Raw genomic sequence first — 20708 nt, 5'->3', positions numbered from 1 at the left:
GGTCCGGATGGCGTCGGCGCCCTCACCGCCGGAGGGGGCGCGCGTTCGCCGAGAGGGCGCGGGACGGATTCGGGGGACGCCCGGAGGGGACGCGTGGAGGGTCCCGAGGGTCTTCGGAGGGGGCGCGTGGGGGGTCAGGGCCGCAGCAAGCTCCGCGGGTTACGAGCACCAGAAGATGAGCCAGCAGTCCTTCGTCGGCGTCGGGGAGGGGGCCGGCTCGGCGGCCGGCGGGGGCGGCGGGGGTGAAGCCGACTGCGAGGGCTGCTGCGACGGATCGCCGCTCGAAGACGGGGTGCCGTCGTCGTCGGGCGGGTCGGGCACGACCGGCTCCGACTCGCTCGGCTCCTCCTGAGGCGCGGACGCCTCCACCGTCGGTCTGGTGCTGCCGCGCCCGACCGAACCCGTCGGCCTGACAGCGGCGGGCGACGTCCTGGGCGGCTCGCTCACCGCGCTCGGCCCGGGCGGCGGCTCCGCGCTGCCGGTCGGCTCGGGTATGTCGTCGACCTCCAGGGACTCCTGCTCACGCACCTCGACGGCGGTGTCGTCACCGCCGCCCGAGGACTCCCGGGCCAGTTCCGCCAGGCTCAGCGCGCCCGCGGCGAGCGCCAGCCCGAGTGTCCCTATGAGTACCTTCCGCCCGCGTTTGCGACGGGCCCTGCGGGTGCCTGCGGCCCTGCGGATACGGCGGCCGCCGGCACGGCGGCGCCCGGCGGGCGGCCCGTCCTCGTCGCGGTGGGCGCCGCCCAGTTCGACGACGACGTCGCTCTCCGTCGCGGCGGAGACGGGGCGGAAGTGGCGCAGTTCCTCGGCGGGAGTACCGCAGCCCGCGCACGCCAAGGCTCCGTTGAGGTGTCGGCGGCACTGGTGGCAGTAATCCATGGCTCCGGGAGCGTATGCAGCGATGTGACACCTGAGGTAGGCGTGACTGTGAGGATCCTGTGTGGAATCTGCAGTTCCACGGCACGTCGGCTGGCCGGAGCGGCGTCGCGGACCGGCCCATACGGGCACGATGAGGGCATGAACAGCTTCGGGCCCCGCGCGTTCCAGCTCGTCCTGCTCCGCCGGATGGCCGACCACCAGCCGGGACTGGTCGAGGAGGCACGCCGTGAGCTGGGCGCGTCGGCCGCCGAGATGCGGGAGGCGAACCGCCGCTGGCAGGCGACCGTCCGCTCCCCGCGTGCCCGCGGCGCCCTCTCCCGGTACCGCTCCGTGCTCGGCGAGCCCGAGGCCACGGCGCACCGCAGGATCGGCGACCTGGAGTGCGACGCGCTGCGGTGGCCGGTGCCCCTGTGGCCGGACCTGCGGTTCGAGGTGCTGGCCGGGCCCGGCGGGGCGGTCTGGAACGAATGGCTCGTACGGGCGCCGGGGGCCGCCGGGCCCGAGCTGCGTACCGCGGACGACCTGCGCCCCTGGCGCTGCACGGTCGACGAGGTCGCCGCGGCCTTCGCCCCGGTGCGGCCGATGGAGGGCACCGCCCCCACCCGCTGGCGGCTGGCGTTCGGCGTGCCCGACGGCCGGTCGTGCGTGGCGGAGTTCACCTGGGGCCTGCTGCAGCACGTGGCGTACGACTCCTGATCCGACGCTCGCGACCGGCGTTCGACATCACGCGCCCGGCGTCCGCCCGGCCCCCGGCGTTCCCGGCGGAGTCCCACCCCCGACCGGCGCAGCCCAGCGCGCGTCACGCCCCGGGCGATCGCAGGATGCGAGGAGGGAACCGTCTCGGGAGGACCTGCCATGACCGTCAGTCTTGAGCAGTTGCGCCGCTGCCACGTCGCCGTGGACCTGGGTGCCGCGCGGACCCGGGTCTATGTGAAGGGCGCGGGACTGGTCGTCGACCAGCCCAGCGTCGCCGCCGTCAACATCCGCAACGGCGCCCTCATCGCCGTCGGCGAGTTCGCCGAGCAGATGACCGGCCGTACCCCCGACTACATCCGGGTGATGCGCCCCGTGTCCGGCGGCACCGTCGTCGACATCGACATGGCCCAGCGCATGCTGCGCCATCTGCTCGGCGAGAAGCTGCGCAGGCAGCTGCGCCGCAAGCCGAGGCTGCGCGCCGCAGCGTGCACACCGCACGAGGCCGATCCGCTCGCCCAGCGCGCCACCGTGGAGACGCTGGTCGGACTCGGGGCCCGGCGGGTCGAGCTGGTCGACACACTGATCGCCGCGGCCGTCGGCTGCGGTCTGCCGGTGGAGCAGCCGACCGCGACGATGATCATGATGTGTGGTGCGGCCACCACGCAGGTCGCCGTGCTGTCCCTCGGTTCCATCGTGACCGCGGCGCGTATCCCGGTCGGCGGCGAGGCCGTGGACCACGCCGTCATCCAGCACCTGCGCCACCAGCACGAACTGATGCTGCCGAGCCAGTCCGTACGCCCCCTCCAGGTCGCGCTGAGCGAGAACGGCCTCACCCTCCAGGGCCCCTCGACCACCGAGATCCACGGCCGGGACGTGGCAACCGGTCTGGCGCGCTCGGTGCGGGTCGACACCGCGGCGGTGCGGGACGCGATCCACACGCCGCTGACCGCCGTGCTGGACGGCATCGGAAGGATCCTGCGGGACTGCCCGCCCGACCTCGTCGCCGATCTCGCCGACCGCGGCATCATGATGGTCGGCGGCAGCGCTCTGCTGCCCGGGCTCGACCAGATGCTCCGCGACGCGACCGGGATGCCGGTCCTCATCGCCGAACGCCCCGATGTGTGTGCGGTGCTGGGACTCGGGGAGATGCTGGAGGGCAACATCAGCTCGATGGTCCTCTCCCCGCTCACCGCCTGAGTGCGGGCCCGTGCCCGCTGCGGGAGGCCGGCGGCGCGGCGGCCACCCCGGCGTCCGCCCGCGGTGCGCTTCGCCGGGCCGGCGGACGCGCGCTCGTGGGCGCGGAGCGCGGCGAGACGATCCTTACGGCACTGCGCGGCCGTACTCGCGGCGGCGCACCGGCGGCCGGGGCCCACCGCGGTCGATGTCGAGGTCGAGCCACCGCGCCCCACGCCTCCCCGACGGCCGCCGCGCCCAGCGCCACACCGTCACGCACGACGCGGCCCCGGAATCGCCGAGCCGGGCCGGCACAGCCCCCGGCGGCACCCCGGCGGCACCACCGCGGAGGGCACCGGACCGGACCACCTGACGCCAGAACACCGGAAACCGCCGCTCCGCGCGGTACGGCCGGGGACGAGCGTCCGCCGCGAGGGGGCACGGACGCCGCATGGGAGTCGCTCCTCCGACCTGTCGCCGCACCTCGCCCCTCGCGGGTCCGAGCATTTGTTACGCACGAGTAGGTGATCGCGGGGAGAATGGTGGGGCCGCGGGCGCCCACCGCCTGCCCCGCGAAACGGTGCGGAAGCGACTTGAGGAGGACGACCCGTGAGTGCTCTCTTCCCGGCCCTGGCGGCCACCGCGGACGGCACGTCCGACGGAGTGCGGCACCGGCCCGCGCTGCGCTTCGGCGACCGGTCGCTGACGTACGGCGGGCTGGCCTCCGCCGCCGGGAGGACGGCGGAACGGATCTCCGGAGCGGGCCCGGTCGCGGTCTGGGCCACGCCCACGCTCGAGACGGCCGTCGGCGTGGTCGCCGCGCTGCTCGCGGGGGTGCCCGCCGTACCGCTCAACCCGCGTACCGGAGAGCGGGAACTGGCCCACATCGTCGGGGACAGCGCGCCGCGGCTGGTGCTCGCGCGCCAGGGCGACGAGCTGCCTCCCGTGCTGGCCGGGGCGGAACGGATCGACGTCCGTGTCGCCGGGTCGGGGGACGAGCCGGCGGGTGGCCACCGTGCACTGCCCGCCGAGCCGGCCCCGGATTCCCCGGCCCTGGTCGTCTACACCTCCGGGACCACCGGTCCGCCCAAGGGCGCGGTGCTGCCGCGCAGGGCGATCGCGGCCACGCTGGACGCGCTGGCGGACGCATGGGCGTGGACCGGCGACGACGTCCTCGTCCAGGCGCTGCCGCTGTTCCACGTGCACGGGCTGGTCCTCGGCGTCCTCGGGCCACTGCGGCGGGGCGGCTCGGTGCGGCACCTCGGGACGTTCTCGGCCGGCGGCGTGGGGCGGGAGCTCGCCGCGGGCGGGACGATGCTCTTCGGGGTGCCGACGATGTACCACCGGCTGGCGGAGGCGGTGGACGGCGACCCGGAGCTGACGAGGTCCCTCTCGGGCGCGCGCCTGCTGGTGTCGGGTTCGGCGGCACTGCCCGTCCACGACCACGAGCGGCTGTTCGCGGCGACGGGCCGGCGGGTCGTCGAGCGGTACGGGATGACCGAGACGCTGATGAACACGAGCGTCCGGGTGGACGGCGAGCCGTGCCCCGGATCGGTCGGCCTCCCACTGCCGGGTGTGGAACTGCGGCTGGTGGAAGAGGACGGGTCGGAGATCACGGACCTGGACGGGGAGACGGTCGGCGAGATCCAGGTGAGGGGGCCGAACCTGTTCACCGGCTATCTGAACCGGCCGGACGCGACGGCCGCGGCGTTCGACGGCGGCTGGTTCCGCACGGGCGACATGGCGGTCCGGGCCCCGGACGGGCAGGTGCGGCTCGTGGGCCGCAAGGCAACGGACCTGATCAAGAGCGGCGGCTACAAGATCGGCGCCGGTGAGATCGAGAACGCGCTGCTGGAGCACCCGCGGGTGCGGGAGGCCGCCGTGACCGGCGAACCGGACGACGACCTGGGCGAGCGGGTCGTGGCGTGGGTGGTGCCCGTCGATCCCGCGGACCCGCCGTCCGGCGACGAGTTGGCGGACCACGTCGCGTCCCAGCTCGCCCCGCACAAACGGCCGCGCACGGTCCGCTTCCTCGACACGCTCCCCCGCAACGACATGGGCAAGATCATGAAGCGGGCCCTCCCCCATGGCTGACGGTCTCACGGCGCGCGAGGCGACGGCCCTGGTCACCGATGTCTTCGAGGAGCACCCGGCGAGCGCGGACGACCCGTCCGCCGACGGCCCTCTCGGCGACGGACCGCTCGGGTGGGACGGATACGCGCAGTCGCGGGCGCGGGCCGCGGCGCGCACCGGTGAGCGGGAGTCCGTCGTCTGGGGCACGGCGGACATCGGGGGCCGGCGCGCCGTGCTGGTCTCGTTCGAGTTCCGGTTCCTCGGCGGGTCGCTGGGCCGGCGGACCGGGGAGCTGCTGGAGGGGGCGTACGCGCACGCCCGTGCCGAGCGGCTGCCGCTGGTGTCGCTGGTCGCGACGGGCGGCAGCAGGATGCAGGAGGGCATGGTCGCCCTGAGCCAGCTCCAGCGGGTGGCCCGGGCGTCGGCGCTGACCCGTGCGGCCGGACTGCCGCAGCTCGCGGTGCTGCGCGACCCCGCCACCGGTGGCGGCTGGGCCACGCTCGGGGCGGGCGCGGACGTGGTCCTCGCGCTCCCGGGAGCGCAGGTCGGGTTCGCCGGGTCCCGGGTCAGGCCTCCGGACGCGGACCCTTCGGCGTACACGGCCGAGGGCCAGCTGGCCGCCGGGCAGATCGACGCGATCGTCCCCCCGGACCGGCTGCGTCCGGCGCTGTCGCTGTGGCTGCGGCTGCTCATGGGCGGCGCCGCGGGTCCGGTGCCGGGCGTGCCCGTCCCGCCGCCCCTCGCGCTGGACGGCGCGTACGGCGCGGCGGCCACCGGATGGGAGGCCGTGCGGCGCGCGCGGGCTCCGCACCGCCCCCGCGCGGGGGCGTACCTCGACGCCTGGTTCGACGAGCGTGCGGACCTCCACGGCGATCGGTGCGGCGGTACGGACCCGGGGATGATCTGCGGCTTCGGGCTGCGGGAAGGCCGGGTCGTGGCGTACGCGGCCCAGGCCGGGACCGCGACCCGGCCCGCCGGGTACCGCACGGCCTCCCGGCTGATCCGGCTCGCCGACCGGTTGGGGATCCCGGTGCTCACCCTCGTGGACACGCCCGGTGCCGCGAACGACGCCGAGGCCGAGCGGACCGGCGCGGGCGCGGCCATCGCCGACGTCTTCGCGGCGGTGGCGTCGGTGCGCGTCCCGGTGACGACCCTGGTGATCGGCGAGGGCGGTTCCGGCGGGGCGCTGGCGCTGGCGGCCCCGGCGAACACCTGGGTCACGCCCGACAGCTACTTCTCGGTCATCGCGCCCGAACTCGCCGCGGCGATCCTCAAGCGCGACCCGTCCGAGACCCCGGCGACCGCGGACCAGCTACGGCTGCGGCCGCGGGATCTCGTGGAGCTGGGGCTGGTGCGGGGGATCGTGGCCCGGGCCGAGTGAACCGAGCGACGCGGACGTCCGTGCGGTCCGTATTCCATGCGGACCGTGCCCTGTGCGGACCGTGCCCCGTGCCCTGTGCCCCGTGCGGACCGTCCGGCGCCCCCGCCGCGTGAGAGGTCCGGGTGGTCCGGTCGGCACGTCCGGTCGCCGTGCTGTGAGTGACCCGTGGAGCCCTTGGGCCATGAGGTGCGTCACAGCAACTTAGGCAACCCTTCCCTCGCACGGCGGCCCTCTGGTAGACGTGGCAGACGCCCGGAGGGGCAACCGCACCACAGCACGACCGGAAGTGTCGCCCATGGACCAGGACCGTTCGCCCGACCTGACCCCGTTCGAGATCGACCTGACCTTCGAGGAGGCCCGGCGCCGGGCCGAGGTGGTGGCCGCGCTGGGACCGGACTGGGATCCCGTGGCCGCGCTGGAGGGCGAGGAGGCGGCCTACACGCTGCTCTACTCCGGTCTCGACGCCGGCCAGCAGCGGACATACGACATGCTCGTGGCCGCCGGTGTCCTTCCGGAAGGGGGCCCGGGCCGTGCGCCTTCCCATTGATCCGCAGGCCGACATCGCCCGCCGCGCCTGGCTGCCCTGCCCGGCCTGCGACGACGCGCGGGACTGCGCCCCCTGCGCCGAACGGCGCAACTGCGCGGAGCACTGGCGCTATCTGATCTCCAACAAGGGCGCGGTGGTCCATCTGCAGTGCCCCGGCTGCACCCATATGTGGTCGGTCGACACCCGCCGCCGCGCCAAGCGTCCCGCCGGGGACCCGCCGCCCTGCTGATCCCGCGGACCCGGCCCGCCGCCCAGGGCCGCTCTCTGGCCGCCGATCACCGGCGGGACGTGGAACGGCCCGGTACGGCGCCGCTTCGCCGTACCGGGTCCGCCTTCGACCGTGCCCCCCGGCGTGTCACTCCGCGCCGGCCGCCCGGATGATCTCCCGCTTCACCGAGCCGCCCCGGTCTTCCGCCGCGGAGGCCCGCAGCGAGACGAACCCGGCGTCCCTCGGCACCGTGAACGACGCCTCCCACGCGGCGAAAGCCCCGCGCTCACGGTCGAGCCGCACCTGTGCCGGTTCGACCCGCCGTCGTACGTCACCTCCAGCGCCGCCCAGGGGGTCCGGTCGGAGCCGGTGGCGCCCTCGACGCACTCGGAGAGGATCCCGACGTCGGGCTTGCGCCCGGCGGGGAATATGACACAGCTATATGGATGACGAGTGGTCAGCAATCCGGTGACCGCCCGGATGTCGGACCGTCGCACCGCCCGGGAACTGCTAGCTGTAAGCGCCGAACACGTTGACCTTCCGGAAGAAGGCCGGTGAAGGCCGGTCGGCCTCCGACGACTTCCTCAAGAAAGGTCTGGGATGCCCAAGATCTTCGGCGCTGCGCTGCTCGTCCTCGCACTCGCGGCCGCCCCGTCGGCCACCGCGGTCGCCGGCACGACCGCCCAGTCCGGTCAGACCACCGGTCAGACCACCGGCCGGTACATCGTGACGCTCGAGCACACCCCCGCGGCCGAGAGCGCCGACGCCGCCGTGAACGCGGCCGTCGGGCGGGCGTCGTCCATGGGCGCCGTGGTGGTGCACGTCTACCGGCACGCCCTGCAGGGCTACGCGGCGTCGATGACCGCGGCCACGGCGGCCGCGCTCGCGGACGAGCCGGGGGTCCGGTCCGTGGAGCCCGACCTTCCGGTGCGGATCGCCGCCCAGTCGGTGCCGACCGGGGTGGACAGGGTGGAGGCCGACCTCAGCGCGACCGCCGCGATCGACGGCAAGGACACCCGGGTCGACGCGGACGTGGCGGTCATCGACACCGGTATCGACGCGGACCACCCGGATCTCAACGTGCACGAGGCCGGGGGCAAGAACTGCTGGCTGCCGATCCTTCCGCCCATGGACATGCACGGTCACGGCACGCATGTGGCCGGCACGATCGGTGCCCTCGACAACGGCACGGGGGTGGTCGGCGTGGCACCGGGCGTACGGCTCTGGCCGGTCCAGGTGCTCAGCCCGTTCGGTTCCGGCAGCACCTCGAACGTCATCTGCGGCATCGACCACGTCACCGAGCACGCCGACGAGATCGACGTCGTCAACATGAGCCTGGGCGGCTCGGGCACGGACGACGGCAACTGCGGCAAGACCAACAACGACGCCATGCACCAGGCGATCTGCAACTCGGTGGCGAAGGGCGTCACCTACGCCGTCGCCGCCGGCAACGACCACACCGACGCGGCCGGCTTCGTCCCGGCCGCCTACGACGAGGTGATCACGGTCAGCGCGCTGGCCGACTTCGACGGCAAGCCGGGCGGCCTCGGCAGCCCCACGTGCCGGTCGGACCGGGACGACACCTTCGCCAACTTCTCCAACTACGGGCGCGACGTGGACCTGATCGCCCCCGGCGTGTGCATCCGTTCCACCTTCATGAACGGCGGCTACTCCACCCTGTCCGGCACCTCCATGGCAGCACCCCACGTCGCGGGCGGCGCGGCCCTCCACCGGGCCACCCACCCCGGCGCCTCCCCCGCCGAGGTCAGGTCGGCCCTGGTGGCGGCGGGCGGCACGGACTGGACCTGGCCGTCGGAGGACGGTGACGGCGTCAAGGAGCCCCTGCTCCGGCTCCGTTCGTTCTGATCCCGCCCGATCCCGCCGAGCGGGAGGACCCTCCCCCGGGACTCACGGCGTCGGCCGGCGGGCGTCGTAGCGCAGGAAGCCGCGACCGCGCAGCGCCAGGAGGGCGACGGCGAGGACGCAGGCGAGCCCGCCGCCGGTGACGGCGGCGGCGGGCGAGGTGACGTCGGCGACCGAGCCGGCGAGGAAGTCGCCGAGGCGGGGGCCGCCCGCCACGAAGACGAAGACCCCCTGCAGGCGGCCGCGCATCTCGTCCGGCGCGGTCGCCTGCAGCATGGTGGTGAGCGGTGGGGCGCGGGCGTCCCGGGGACGCCCGGCCCCCGCCGAGGGGCCGGCCCGGGCGCGCTCAGCGGCCGCCGGAGACCCGCAGGACCGTCCCCGTCGTGAAGGAGGCGTCGTCCGAGAGGAGCCAGGAGACGGCCCCGGCGATCTCGGACGGCTCTCCCGGTCGGCCGAGCGGGGTCACCGCGGCCACCTTCCTGGGCCGGTCTGGATCGCCCATGGCGGCGTGCATGTCGGTGTTGACGGTGCCGGGGGCGACGGCGTTGACGCGGATGCCCTGCGGGCCGAGTTCCTTGGCCAGGCCGACGGTCAGGGCGTCGGTCGCCGCCTTCGTCGCCGCGTAGTGGACGTACTCCCCGGGCGCGCCGAGCGTCGCGGCGACCGAGGAGATGTTGACGATCGCGCCGGAACCGTGCGCGGCCATGTCGCGGGCCGCGCGCCGGCAGCACAGCAGACAGCCCAGCAGGTTCACGTCGATGACCCGGCGCAGGTCCTCGGTGCGGGCGTCGACGAGCCGACCGAGCGGGCCGGTGACACCGGCGTTGTTCACCAGCCCGGTCACGGCACCGAGTTCCGCCGCCGCGATGTCGAACAGCCGCTCGACCGCCGTCTCGTCGGAGGTGTCCGCCCGTACGGTGACGCAGCGCGCGCCGGCGGCGCGCACGGCCCTCGCGACCTCCTCGGCGGCCGCCGCGTTGCTGACGTACCCGAGGGCCAGGTCGTGGCCGTCGCCGGCCAGCCGGACACAGGTGGCCGCGCCGATGCCGCGGCTCCCGCCCGTGACGACGGTGACCGGACGTGCCATGTGGCGCCTCCCGGGCTCGCTCCTGCCCGCGCCGGACGTCCTGCGGGCCCTCCAGGGGCCACTCCATCACAGCCGGGGACGGCGCGGGTGCGGACGCGTGGGCGTACGGGTCCATGGGCGTACAGGTGCGCGGGTTGCGGGCCAACCCGGGTAGGCGCAGGGTGAACAGGCGCAGGGTTAACCGGTGCGTGGACGCACCACGGACCCGAGAGGACACCGATCCTGATGAGCAAGCACAACGCCAAGGCGCGGCAGATCAAGGGCAAGCTGAAGGAAACCCTCGGGAAGACCATGGGCGACAAGTCCATGCAGCGCTCGGGCCGGAGCGACATGCTGCGCGGCAAGGCGCAGGAGATGGCGGAGAAGGCGGCCGACCAGGTGCGCAGGCACACCAGGCACCACTGAGACGTCCGACCGGCCTCCGGGCCCCGCGCGGTCAGTCGATCCGCAGGGCCAGTAGGCACGCGTCGTCCTCCAGGCCGGAAGCGGCATGGGCGGAGATCAGGTCGTCGACGGTCTCCTGCGGCGACAGCGGCCCTTCGCGCGCGAGGCTGCGGACGAGACCGTCGAGCGACTCCTCGATGTCCTCGTCGCGCCGTTCGATCAGGCCGTCGGTGTAGAGGAGCAGGAGGTCGTCCGGCTCCAGCGGCACGGTGGCGGTCTCGTACGCGTACCCGGGGATCAGCCCGAGCAGGGGTCCTGCGTGGTCGCCCGGAAGGAGCGCGGCCCCGCCGCCCCGGCGCAGTACCGGCGGCGGATGGCCGGCGCACGCCCAGTGCAGGGTGCGGCGCTCGATGAACCCGACCACGGCGGTGGCGGTGAGGGCGGTGGGATCTCCGCACATCAGCTGGTTCAGCCACGTCGCCATGGTCCCCGGCTCCGCCCCGGTCTGGGCCAGCCCGGCCAGTGCGTGACGCTGCTGGGCCATCCGTGCGACGGCCCCCAGGCCGTGGCCGCTGGCGTCCCCGATGGCCAGGAGCACCCGGCCGTCGGCCAGCAGCCGGCACTTGTACCAGTCACCGCCGACCGCGACCTCGTGCTCGGACGGGAGGTAGGCCGCGGCGACGGTGACGCCCGCCTCGGCGAGCTGGGCGGAGTGGGTCGGCAGCAGCGCCTCGCGCAGTTGGGAGGCCACCTCGCGTTCGGCGGCGGCCTGCTGGCGCAGTTCCTCGGTCTCCCTGCGGGTCTCCGCCAGGCGCTGGAGGCTGCGCGTCTGGGGCGTCAGGTCCCTCGCCACGAGGTGGATCGCCCACGGACGGCCGTCGGTGCCGGCGAGCGGCCGGCCGAGCACGTCCAGGGTGCGGACCTCGTCCCCGACGACGAACCGGACACGGGTCCAGGGTGTGTCGCTCCCGGCGAGCAGGGCCCTGACGCACTGTGCGAACCGCGGGACGTCCTCGGGGAGCAGTGCGTCGCACAGTTCCGTCAGCGACCACGTCCGGCCGGGAGCCGTGCGGAAGATGCGGTGCAGCCCGTCCGACCAGTTGGTCGCCCCGGACAGCAGGTCCCAGTTCCCCCACCCCATGGACACCAGCTTCTGCGCGTCGCTGGTGAGGAGGTCGGCCTCGGTGAGCGCGGGGCGCCAGGTCGCCAGGATCCGGTCCCCGCTCGCGGCCGCGTCGCACAGCAGCTGGACCCTCCTGAGGCGCCCCTCCCGCCGCTCCGTGTAGTCCAGGGCCCACCCGTGCAGGGGCCGGCCGGTCCTCAGGACGTGGGCGAGGGCCTCGACCAGTCCGGCGGAGGCCGCCCCGGGCCGTACGGTCAGCAGCCGCTGCCCCACCAGCAGGCCCAGGGGTTCGAGCCATTCGGCGGACCGGACGCGGTTACCGGCCGCGATGACGAAGTCGACCAGGGTCGCCCCCTCCTCTCCCCTGCCGTCGTCCCACACCGGCGCGAGGAGGGCGGTGGCCAGCGGTACGGCCGGGAGCGCGGCGGTGAGGCACGCCCAGGGATCGCCGCCGTCCGCGGCTCCGGGGCCCCGATCCCGGTCCTGCCCGCGGGCCCGCCCGGTGGGCCCGCCGTCCCGCGGCACGGCGGCGTCCGCGCCGACGTGGGGGGCTTCACTCCCGCCCGGGGACGGCCGGGTCGCCCGCGCGGGGGTGGAGCCCCCCACGTCGGCGCGCAGGGCGGCGATCTCCTGCTCGATGACGTGCTTGAGCGTCGTTACGTCATCGTGCGGGACGGGCACCTGTTCCTCGGCACCGACCGGACGGGCGTCGTCGGTGCGCGGCATGAGGCCTCCCTGAATCCCTCGATTCCAGGTGCATCAGCACTCACCGGGGTCGTTCCTCCCCATCTTCCCCCACCCGTCCGGCCGGGACGTCCCGGAGGGCCGGGGGCGGGACGGGGCCGGACCCCACGGTGCGGCACTGCCCGCGGCGGGCCGGGCGTCCCCCGCCGCCCCGGGCGGGATCGTGGGGGGAGTCAGTGCAGGGCCAGGACCTCCCGGGCGGCACGCTCTCCGGAGCGCACCGCGCCCTCCATCAGCCCGTGCATCTGCGTCGCGGTCTCCGTGCCCGCCCAGTGGATCCGGCCGACCGGCTCGCGCAGAGCACGGCCGTAGCCGGTCAGTGCCCCGGGCGGGAAGTGGCCGATCATCCCGCCCCCGGACCACGCCTGCGCGGACCAGTCCGTCTCCAGGTGTCCCAGAGGATGCAGGGCCTCCGGGCCGAAGCGCTCCGCGAGCGCGTGCAGCCACACGTCCCGGCGCTCCTTGGGGTCCAGCCGGCCGAGCCGAACGGCCCCGGATCCGAAGGCGTAGCTGCTCAGCACGCCCGGCCTGCCCCCGGGTGGGGTCTGGTCGATGGTCACGGGGACGGCCGACAGGGGAGCGAGCGTCTGCCCGGACAGGCGCTGACCGCGCCAGAACGGCTCGGGGTACGAGGTGTGGACGCGGATGATCGAGCCGGGCGCCATCCGCTGCCTCAGATGGACCGCGGCGGGCGGCAGCGCCGGCTCGAACAGGATGCGCCCGGCGAGCACCGGCGGTACGGCGACGATGACCCGGCGCGCCCGTACCGTCAGCACGTCCGTGCTCACCTCGGCGTCGTTCCCGTTCTGGACGATCCGCCGGACCGGACTGGCCAGACGTACGGCGTCGCCCAGCCCTTCCGCCATCCGCCGGGCCAGCTCCGGGGTCCCGCCGTCGAGGAGATGCGTCTCGGTCCTGCCGCTGTCGGTGTAGTAGTCGAACCCGCCGCCGCCCCGTGCCAGGACCAGCGCCCCCAGCAGGGAGACCTCGGCGGGGTCGGTGCAGAACAGCAGGCTCATCGTCGCCTTCAGCACGGTGTGCGCCGTCCCGGAGGGCACGTTGAGCGGATCGGCGAGCCACTGCCCGAGCGTGCGGGCGTCGAGCGTCCGCGCGTTCGGGGCCAGCCAGGGGGCGTCGGCGGGGAGCCGCCGCGCCATCGCGTTCAACCGCGCGAAGGCCAGTCCCAGGGAGGCGAGCGCCGCCGGACCGGCCTTGGGGATGCTCCCCCGGTAGCGGTGGTCGACGCCGTCGAGGCGCAGGACGTGGTCGCCGTCGTCGTACTGCGGATACGCCCGGAGCCCGTACTCCCGGGCGAGCCGGAACATCCTCGCCTGGCCGTCCCCGAGCCAGGTCCCACCCGCGGAGACGACGGTGCCGTCGGGCAGTTCCCGGTTCCACACCCGGCCGCCCACGCGGTCCCGGGCTTCGAGCACGATCACCTCCCGGCCCGCGTGCGCCAGGTTCCGCGCGGCCGCCAGACCCGCGAATCCGGCACCGACCACACACACGTCCGCCGTCGTCTGCTCCATGAGGGCACCTCCACGGGCAGCCTCACCCGCCGGGGGCGACGGCGCTCGGTGGGTGAACCGCCCGTGCGGCACTTGGGGCCGTCCGGGCGACGCACCGCCCTCCCGCTGGAAGGTCCCGCACACCCACCCGGCGCGGTGGCCCGTGCCCTCGTCCGGGGCGGGCGCCCGGCCGGGCGCGCCAGCCAACGGCCCCCACGGGCGGGGAAGTTACCCGTGCCACGTTTCCGCCGACGGTTGAACGCCCGCTCGCGGGCCCTCGTTGACCCCGGTAACCGGTGACCCCACCCAGACCGGTGAGTGAGCGAGGTCCGCACATGCCAAGGTTCCTTCCGCACCGCACCCGGTTCCGCCCGGCGTCCGCGGTCCACTGCCCGGCGCGTCCGGCGGCCCACGGCTGCCGCCCGCGGCCCGCGTACTGAGCGGTCGCGCCCATGGACTACTGCGTTCCCTGCCACCGCACCCTCAACGGCGCCGTGACGTGCCCCGAATGCGGTGCCTACGACTCCGCCATGGCCGGCGCGGACGGGATTCCGCCGGTCGCCACGGCGATGGCGGAGACCCGCCCCGACGAGGAACCGGCTCCCGGCGGGTCGCCCGCCGCTGCCCCGGCCACGGCGCATGCCGCTCCCCCGGTCGCGGCCGAGCCGGCCACTCCGCCGGGCCCGACGGCGACGACACCCGTGGCCACGGCCCCCGACCACGGGGCCGCGACACATGTGGCCGACGCCCACCGTCCCCGGCCGCGGCGGTGGAGGACGTACGGCGGCCGGACGCTCGCCGCTGCCGCCTTCGCGGTGCTGGGCGGCCTGGGCACGTCCTCGCTGCTGGCCGACGGCTCCGCCGGCCTCCCGCTGGCCGCACCGAGCCCGGACCTGCCACCCCCCGACGAACCCCGGGAACACGGCACCGCACGGCCGACGGCCTCGGCCCCACCGGAACGTCCGACCACCCACCCCGCCAGGGGAGCCGCCCGAGAACGCAACGACGCTGCACCCGGACCCCCTCGCACCACCCCCACCACCCCGGAGCCCCCCGCCACCCGCACTCCGAAACCCACCCCCGACACCGCTCCACCACCAGCGACCACAGAACCGAGCACCCGCCCCTCCACCAACCGCCCCGCCCCATCACCCCCACCGACACCTCCCATCACACCAAGCCCCAGCGGCAGCACGGGCACCTCGCCCACGGCCAGCCCCACCCCCGACACCACAGAGACGCCAGTCACCAACGCCCTGCCCAAACGCGTACCGCCCCGGCAATCATGAGCCGAAACGACGTCGACGGTGCCACGCCCACCGGGAAATCACCCGGCCGGCGGGCCCGGACCGCGGAGGGCGAGCGGGGCGGTGCGCGAAGGGAGAGCGGGCCGGTGCGCGACGAGAGCCGGAGGGCCGGTGCGCGGAGGCCCGCGCCGCTCCGCGCGGTCAGGCGGTGCCTTCTCGACGGCGGCGAGTCCGGCCCAGCGCCCCGCCCACCGCTCCTACGCCTGCGTTTCGGCGGTGTCCGCCTCGTCCGGAGCGGCATCGGCGGCCTCCCGCGCGGCCGCCGGCCGCAGCAGCAGGCCCACCCGGCCCTGGCCCTCCGGTTCCCCGATGAGCAGGGCGATCCGCCCGCCGAGAGTGATCAGGTCCTGGATGAACCGCTCCAGGTACTGGATCAGCCGGTCCTGGTCGGCGAGGGACGCAGCGGCCTCGGCTGGGCCGTCACGGTCCGGTTCGGCCGTGCGTGACGTCATCGTCACGGCACTCTTCCGATGAGGCCGCCTCGTCGGCAATCCCGGCCCACACCGCCACGTCGCCACCTCGCCACACCGCCACACCGCCACGTCGACCGCGCGTCGCGGGCCGTACTCCCGCGGACAGGGCGTCGACCGGCGGAGACGTCACCGCGGAGGTCGTGCGAACTCCTCACGCCGCGCCTCGTGCACGCACAAGCCGCGAACGGCACCGGACTGCGGGGACCGTCCCGTTCGGCCGGAGACGCCAGGCGGGCACCGCCGGCCGAACGGGTCCGCAGGTCGGGCCGACCGGCCCTCGTCGGACGGCCCCCGGCCCGTGAGGATCGAAGTACCAGGGGGCGGCCGAAGCGGTCGTGCCCGCCCGAGGCGTACGGAGGCCATCGCATGACTCGCCCTGTCACTGTAGGAGTGGACGGATCCCGGGAGGGCCTGGCCGCGGCTGACTGGGCGGCCCGCGAGGCCACGCTCCGCGGGATGCCCCTGCGCATCGTGCACGCCTGGCTCTGGCAGCCCCTGGACGTCCCCGTCGTCCAGGACAGGAACGTGCAGGCCGACTCCGCCAACGCCGTGCTGCTGGAGGCCGGGACACGCGTGTCCGACCGGTATCCGGACCTCTCGGTCACCACCGAAGTGGTGCCCGATACGGCGGTTTCCGCCCTGCTCTGTGAGGCTGAGCGGGCCGGCATGCTGGTCATCGGCTCCCACGGGCACGGGGCGATCGCCGGTTTCCTGCTCGGCTCGTACGGTCAGCAGGTGATCGCGAGCGCGACGCGCCCGGTGGTGTCGGTCCGGGGCCACGACGGGCAGCACGAGCCGGAAGGCGACGAGGTCGTCGTGGGCCAGCAGGGTGAGTCCGGGGACGGTGACGCCGTAATGGAGTTCGCCTTCGAGGCTGCCGCGGCACGAGGCGCGACCGTGCGAGCAGTACGGGCCTGGAGCCTGCCGCCCGTCTTCGCCTACAGCCCGGGTTCGATGCGCCTCGCCGACGCGGCGGGAGGGCTGGAACCGTTCGAGAGGAAGACGCTGGAGCGGGCGCTCGCTCCGTGGCGGGAGAAGTTCCCCACCGTGCCGGTGATCGCGCACGTGGAAATCGGAAGCGCGGGGCAGGTGCTGCTGTCGGCCGCCGCCCGGGCACAGTTGCTCGTGCTGGGCCGCCGGGTACGCCGCTCCCCCGTCGGTACCCGCATCGGATCGGTGGCCCATGCCGCCCTGCATCACGCCCGCTGCCCCGTCGCAGTGGTGCCGCACGCCTGAGTACCGGTCCGTCCGCTCCGGGCCGGGGTCACCCGGCACCAGGTCCGGCGATACGGGCCCGTGCCTGGTCCCTGCCGGCACCCCTCGTCCGACGGCCGACGCCCCGGTTCCTCTCCGGAACCGGGGTCGGCCTCTTGCGCGGGGCGCGGATCGGGGCCTCCGGTTACGGAGACGGGGGCCTCAGTTCCGCGGGCGGGCCTCACGCGCCGGGGAGGCCGGGCCCGCCTGGCCCCCACGGGCAGCCAGTGCCCGCGTGGCGATGACGGCGGCCTGTACCCGCCGCTCCACACCCAGCTTGGCCAGCAGCCGGGAGATGTTGTTCTTGACCGTCTTCTCCGCCAGGTAGAGCTGCTTGCCGATCTCCCGGTTGGTCAGTCCCTCGCCCACGAGCGCCAGGATCTCCCGCTCGCGGTCGGTCAACGCGGGCAGCCCCTGCGGCTGTTCGTCCCGCCCGGCATCGCCTCGCAGACGTGCCATCACACGGGCCGTGGCGCCGGGATCCAGCATGGACTGGCCGGAGGCCACCGTCCGCACGGCGTGGACGAGGTCGGTGCCGGTGATCTGCTTGAGGACATAGCCGGACGCCCCGGCCATGATGGCGTCCAGCAGCGCCTCCTCGTCGTCGAACGAGGTGAGCATCAGGCAGGCCAGATCGGGCATCCGGGAGCGCAACTCGCGGCATACGCTCACACCGTCGCCGTCCGGGAGGCGCACGTCCAGTACCGCGACCTGCGGGCGCAGCGCCGGCACCCGCACCAGCGCCTGTTCGACGGTGGCCGCTTCGCCGACCACGGTGAGGCCGGGCTCGGCGTCCAGCAGGTCGTGCACACCGCGGCGCACCACCTCGTGGTCGTCCAGGAGGAACACCCTGACCGGGCCCTTCTCGATGGGTCCGCCACTGCTGTCCGTCATCACACACTCCGTATCGGCTGGGTTCGTCCGCCGGGCGGACCCTCTGCATGGTGCCCTCGTACGGGCCGGACGGCCAGGGTCGAACGGCCCTGCTTCCCCTGCCCGGAGAAGCTCCCCTGCGCCGACCGTCCCTGTCGCTCCGTCACCCCGTCAGATGGCCGACACACAGGGAGACTGACCGGCTTCGGCGCCGTCGTCCCTGGTGCGGGGGGACTCCACCGGGCCTCCCCCTGGGACGCCGTCACTGGCCCGGAGGGACCAGCGGCCCTGTGTCAGGGGCCTGAGGGCCTGCCGGCCACGACCGCTCAGCTGATGGGCTTTCGAGCGTCGGCCGAGCCGACCGGCGACGCCTTGGCGGAGAGGTCCCACTCAGGCTCCGGTCACCCGACCACGACAGCACCGAACGACGGCACCACGGCAGTCGCCCTCTCCGGGGAGCTCGACATGGCCACCGCCGACAAGTCGCCCTGGATCTGGCTTGCTTCGCCGTCGGTATGGCCCGCGAGCTGCGCCTCGACCCGTCGGGCGTGATGTTCTGGGGCAACTCAGGAGCCGACCTGTTCGTACGGGTGCATCGACACTGTGCGGCGACGGGCGGGCGACCTCACCTGTGCGCTGTGCCGCGCCATTGTGCGACGTTCTTCGCCTGCTCGGCGTGGACGACACCGTCCCCTGCTCCTTTGCCCGCCCACGGTCCGCTCCGGGGCGTGCCGGCACTGGTCGTCCCGGAGACCGGACGGCCGGAAGGGTCCGTTCGGCCCTGTCGCCGCAACACCCCCTCCGGAACGCTGGCTGTCACGGCGGCGGGCTGCTTCGAGACACGGAGCAGGAGCAAAGGGTGGGCATGATGGACGACCAAGCCACGCAGCGGACGGGTGGGAGCCGCCTCACGGTGGCACCCCGGCGTATGACGCGACTCGACCGCGCCGAGGCTCTGGGCCTGCTCGGGACCGTCTCGCTCGGACGCATCGTCTTCACCGAACGGGCCCTGCCCGCCGTCCGCCCGGTCAACCACCTCATGGACGGCGAGGACATCATCGTCCAGCTGCACGAATGCGCGACGCTCTCCTCGATCGCGGCGCCCGACGACGAGGCGGGGGTGGTCGTGGCCTACGAGGCCGACGTCATCGACCCCGACACCCATCTCGGCTGGAGCGTCGTCGTCACCGGCTACGCCCGCCGGGTCACGGACGCCGGGGAACTCGCCCGGTACGCGGCAGGGCTCCGTCCGTGGGTGGTGCACCCCTCGATGAACGCAGCGGTGCGCATCCAGCCCGACCTGGTCACGGGTTCACGGCTCACGGCCTGAGCCGTGCGCCGCCCCCTCGGGGACGCCCGTCTCTTCACTCCGCGTTGCCGGCGGCGAACGGGGCCCGCCATATGAGCCTGCTGCCGCCCCCGTCCGGGGTACGGATGTCCAGGGTGCCGCCCATACTGCTCGCGCGTTCGGCGAGGTTGCGCAGTCCGCTGCGCCTGCCGTCGGCCGGTATCCCCTTTCCGTCGTCGGTCACGGTGAGGACGACCTCGTTCGCCGTGGCCTGCAGGGAGACCTCCACGCGTGCCGCTCGCGCGTGCCGGGCGGCGTTGCTCAGTGTTTCACCGAGAGCTGCCATGACGTGGTCGGCCACCGCGGGAGGGACGTCCGTGTCCAGCAGGCCCTCCATGCTCAGGCGTGGCGGGAATCCCAGCGCCGCTGCGGCCTCGCCGACGGCGCGGGCGACGCGGGCGCGCAGACTCGGCTCGGTCTCGTCCTCCCGCGCCCTCAAGCCGAAGATCGTGGAACGGATGATCTTGATGGTTTCGTCCAGGTCCCCGACCGCACGCTGCACACGCTCCGCAGCGCCGGCGTGCTCGACGAGACGCGCGGCGCTCTGCAGTGTCATGCCGGTGGCGAACAGCCGTTGGATGGCCAGGTCGTGCAGGTCACGGGCAATGCGGTCGCGGTCCTCCAGCAGCGCGAGCTGCTCGGCGTCACGTCGGCGCTCGGCCAGCTCCAGCGCCAGCGCGGCCTGTCCGGCGAAGGCCAGCAGGGGCTGCAGCTCGCCCTCGGTGAAGACCGGATCGCCGGCGGCTCGTGCCAGGAGCAGGACTCCCCGGGTGTCCTTGGCCGCCGTGCCCAGGGGAACTGCCACGGCCGGCCCCAGCCCCTCGAAGCGCCGGGATCCTGCCACGCAGCGGGCATCATCGACCAGTGCCGCCGTGGTCACCGGCGTACCCGCCTGGCAGGCGGCGCCCGACAGGGTGCCTTCGGCCGGCACCACCGAGCCCCGGCGCATGTCGTCGTCGCCGCCGATGGCCAGCTCGACGACCAGGTCGTCGGTACCGGTGACGGGCACGGACACGTCAGCGACGCGGGCGCCGGTGATCTCCCGGGCGCGACGGGCGATCAGTTCCAGGACCTCGAGCCGGGGTTTGCCCGAGAGCAGGCCCTTGGTGATCTCCGCGTTCGCCTGCAACCACCGCTGCTGGCGCTGCGACGCCTCGTACAGCCGGGCGTTGTCGATGGCCACACCGGCGGCCACGGAGAGCGTGGCGATCACCGCCTCGTCCTCGGCGTCGAAGTCCTGGCCGCCCCGCTTGTCGGTCAGATAGAGGTTGCCGAACACCTCCTCGCGCACCCTGATCGGCACACCGAGGAACGTACGCATCGGCGGATGGTGCGCGGGGAAACCGTACGACGCCGGGTGGGCGCCGAGATCGGTGAGGCGGAGGGGCTCGGGGTTGCGGATCAACTCACCGAGCAGCCCGTGTCCGGCCGGCAGCGGCCCGATCCGGGCGATCTCCTCCTCCGTCAGTCCCGCGGTGAGGAACTGAGACAGCGTCCGGCCGTCCGGGCCGATCACGCCCAGAGCCGCGTACTGCGCGTCGACCAGCTGCGCGGCGGCTTCCACGATGCGCCGCAGCACCTGGGAGAGATCGAGCTCGCGGCCCACCGAGACCACGACCTCCAGGAGGCTGTGCACCCGGTCGCGCGTGCCACGGGCCGCGTCGATGCGTGCCTGCAGCTCATCGAGCAGCTCGTCGAGCCGCATCTGAGGCATACGTGACAACGACTCCTCGACGCTCACACGCCTCCCCTCCGCTTTCACCCGCCGACCGCGGTCAGCCTATAGG

The 20708-nt window shown here is 74.4% G+C and carries 19 protein-coding genes and 1 pseudogene; 11 read left to right on the top strand and 9 right to left on the bottom strand.

Features of this window, described 5'->3' with window-relative positions; all coding sequences use genetic code 11:
• Positions 1-159: 159 nt before the first annotated feature.
• Positions 160-879 carry an SCO2400 family protein gene (locus O7595_RS23190; RefSeq protein WP_269730543.1) on the bottom strand — a complete coding sequence of 240 codons (720 nt, stop codon included), beginning with the start codon at positions 877-879 and terminating at the stop codon, positions 160-162.
• Between the two features lie 138 nt (positions 880-1017).
• On the opposite strand from O7595_RS23190, the gene O7595_RS23185 reads away from it, so the two are divergent.
• From O7595_RS23185 to O7595_RS23160, 6 genes are all read left to right on the top strand, one after another.
• Entirely contained in the window at positions 1018-1575 is a 558-nt protein-coding gene (locus O7595_RS23185) for a hypothetical protein (RefSeq protein ID WP_269730542.1), read from the top strand.
• A gap of 159 nt (positions 1576-1734) precedes the next feature.
• Positions 1735-2772: a rod shape-determining protein gene (locus O7595_RS23180; protein WP_269730541.1), complete on the top strand. Its 1038-nt coding sequence runs from the start codon at positions 1735-1737 to the stop codon at positions 2770-2772.
• 585 nt (positions 2773-3357) lie between these two features.
• Positions 3358-4842: an acyl-CoA synthetase gene (locus O7595_RS23175; RefSeq protein ID WP_443071705.1), complete on the top strand. Its 1485-nt coding sequence runs from the start codon at positions 3358-3360 to the stop codon at positions 4840-4842.
• Positions 4835-6202, top strand: a complete 1368-nt coding sequence (locus tag O7595_RS23170) for a carboxyl transferase domain-containing protein (protein ID WP_269730540.1) — start codon at positions 4835-4837, stop codon at positions 6200-6202. Before O7595_RS23175 ends, O7595_RS23170 begins: the two co-directional genes overlap by 8 nt.
• Before the next feature lie 295 nt (positions 6203-6497).
• Positions 6498-6749: a DUF6400 family protein gene (locus O7595_RS23165; RefSeq protein ID WP_269730539.1), complete on the top strand. Its 252-nt coding sequence runs from the start codon at positions 6498-6500 to the stop codon at positions 6747-6749.
• A complete protein-coding gene (locus O7595_RS23160) occupies positions 6733-6978 on the top strand; it encodes a hypothetical protein (RefSeq protein WP_269730538.1) in 246 nt (81 codons plus the stop codon). The genes O7595_RS23165 and O7595_RS23160 overlap by 17 nt, the downstream gene beginning before the upstream one ends.
• Positions 6979-7104: 126 nt before the next feature.
• Here the strand turns inward: O7595_RS23160 and O7595_RS23155 are convergent, their stop codons facing one another.
• Positions 7105-7260: a hypothetical protein gene (locus tag O7595_RS23155; RefSeq protein ID WP_269730537.1), complete on the bottom strand. Its 156-nt coding sequence runs from the start codon at positions 7258-7260 to the stop codon at positions 7105-7107.
• 297 nt (positions 7261-7557) lie between these two features.
• Here O7595_RS23155 and O7595_RS23150 point away from each other — a divergent pair, with 297 nt between their 5' ends.
• Positions 7558-8823, top strand: a complete 1266-nt coding sequence (locus O7595_RS23150) for a S8 family peptidase (RefSeq protein ID WP_269730536.1) — start codon at positions 7558-7560, stop codon at positions 8821-8823.
• A gap of 42 nt (positions 8824-8865) precedes the next feature.
• Here the strand turns inward: O7595_RS23150 and O7595_RS23145 are convergent.
• Positions 8866-9099: pseudogene (locus O7595_RS23145) on the bottom strand (MFS transporter); the annotation flags it as partial.
• A 67-nt stretch (positions 9100-9166) separates the two neighbouring features.
• Complete coding sequence (locus O7595_RS23140) at positions 9167-9907, bottom strand: SDR family NAD(P)-dependent oxidoreductase (RefSeq protein ID WP_269730535.1); 741 nt, start codon at positions 9905-9907, stop codon at positions 9167-9169.
• 225 nt (positions 9908-10132) lie between these two features.
• On the opposite strand from O7595_RS23140, the gene O7595_RS23135 reads away from it, so the two are divergent.
• On the top strand, positions 10133-10312 hold the full coding sequence (locus tag O7595_RS23135; RefSeq protein ID WP_138055446.1) for a CsbD family protein: 180 nt from the start codon (positions 10133-10135) through the stop codon (positions 10310-10312).
• 31 nt (positions 10313-10343) lie between these two features.
• Here O7595_RS23135 and O7595_RS23130 read toward each other — a convergent pair whose 3' ends face one another.
• Complete coding sequence (locus O7595_RS23130) at positions 10344-12140, bottom strand: PP2C family protein-serine/threonine phosphatase (RefSeq protein ID WP_269730534.1); 1797 nt, start codon at positions 12138-12140, stop codon at positions 10344-10346.
• A 191-nt stretch (positions 12141-12331) separates the two neighbouring features.
• On the bottom strand, positions 12332-13687 hold the full coding sequence (locus O7595_RS23125) for a flavin monoamine oxidase family protein (protein WP_269730533.1): 1356 nt from the start codon (positions 13685-13687) through the stop codon (positions 12332-12334).
• Positions 13688-14118: 431 nt separating this feature from the next.
• Between O7595_RS23125 and O7595_RS33945 the strand changes: the two genes are divergently transcribed.
• On the top strand, positions 14119-14955 hold the full coding sequence (locus tag O7595_RS33945; protein ID WP_443071704.1) for an SCO2400 family protein: 837 nt from the start codon (positions 14119-14121) through the stop codon (positions 14953-14955).
• A gap of 215 nt (positions 14956-15170) precedes the next feature.
• Here the strand turns inward: O7595_RS33945 and O7595_RS23120 are convergent, their stop codons facing one another.
• Entirely contained in the window at positions 15171-15425 is a 255-nt protein-coding gene (locus O7595_RS23120; RefSeq protein ID WP_269730532.1) for a DUF2397 family protein, read from the bottom strand.
• A 387-nt stretch (positions 15426-15812) separates the two neighbouring features.
• Here O7595_RS23120 and O7595_RS23115 point away from each other — a divergent pair, with 387 nt between their 5' ends.
• Positions 15813-16682, top strand: coding sequence for a universal stress protein (locus tag O7595_RS23115; protein ID WP_269730531.1), 870 nt, complete (start codon positions 15813-15815; stop codon positions 16680-16682).
• A 180-nt stretch (positions 16683-16862) separates the two neighbouring features.
• Here O7595_RS23115 and O7595_RS23110 read toward each other — a convergent pair whose 3' ends face one another.
• On the bottom strand, positions 16863-17594 hold the full coding sequence (locus O7595_RS23110; RefSeq protein WP_269730530.1) for a response regulator: 732 nt from the start codon (positions 17592-17594) through the stop codon (positions 16863-16865).
• 907 nt (positions 17595-18501) lie between these two features.
• Between O7595_RS23110 and O7595_RS23105 the strand changes: the two genes are divergently transcribed.
• On the top strand, positions 18502-18903 hold the full coding sequence (locus tag O7595_RS23105; protein WP_443071702.1) for a pyridoxamine 5'-phosphate oxidase family protein: 402 nt from the start codon (positions 18502-18504) through the stop codon (positions 18901-18903).
• 34 nt (positions 18904-18937) lie between these two features.
• On the opposite strand, the gene O7595_RS23100 is transcribed toward O7595_RS23105, so the two are convergent.
• Positions 18938-20635, bottom strand: a complete 1698-nt coding sequence (locus O7595_RS23100; protein ID WP_443071701.1) for a sensor histidine kinase — start codon at positions 20633-20635, stop codon at positions 18938-18940.
• Between the last annotated feature and the right edge of the window lie 73 nt (positions 20636-20708).

The sequence above is a fragment of the Streptomyces sp. WMMC940 genome (genome assembly GCF_027460265.1).
Lineage (GTDB): Bacteria > Actinomycetota > Actinomycetes > Streptomycetales > Streptomycetaceae > Streptomyces.
The sequence above is the reverse complement of the archived record's forward strand: the minus strand, read 5'-3'. Positions and strand labels throughout refer to the sequence as shown.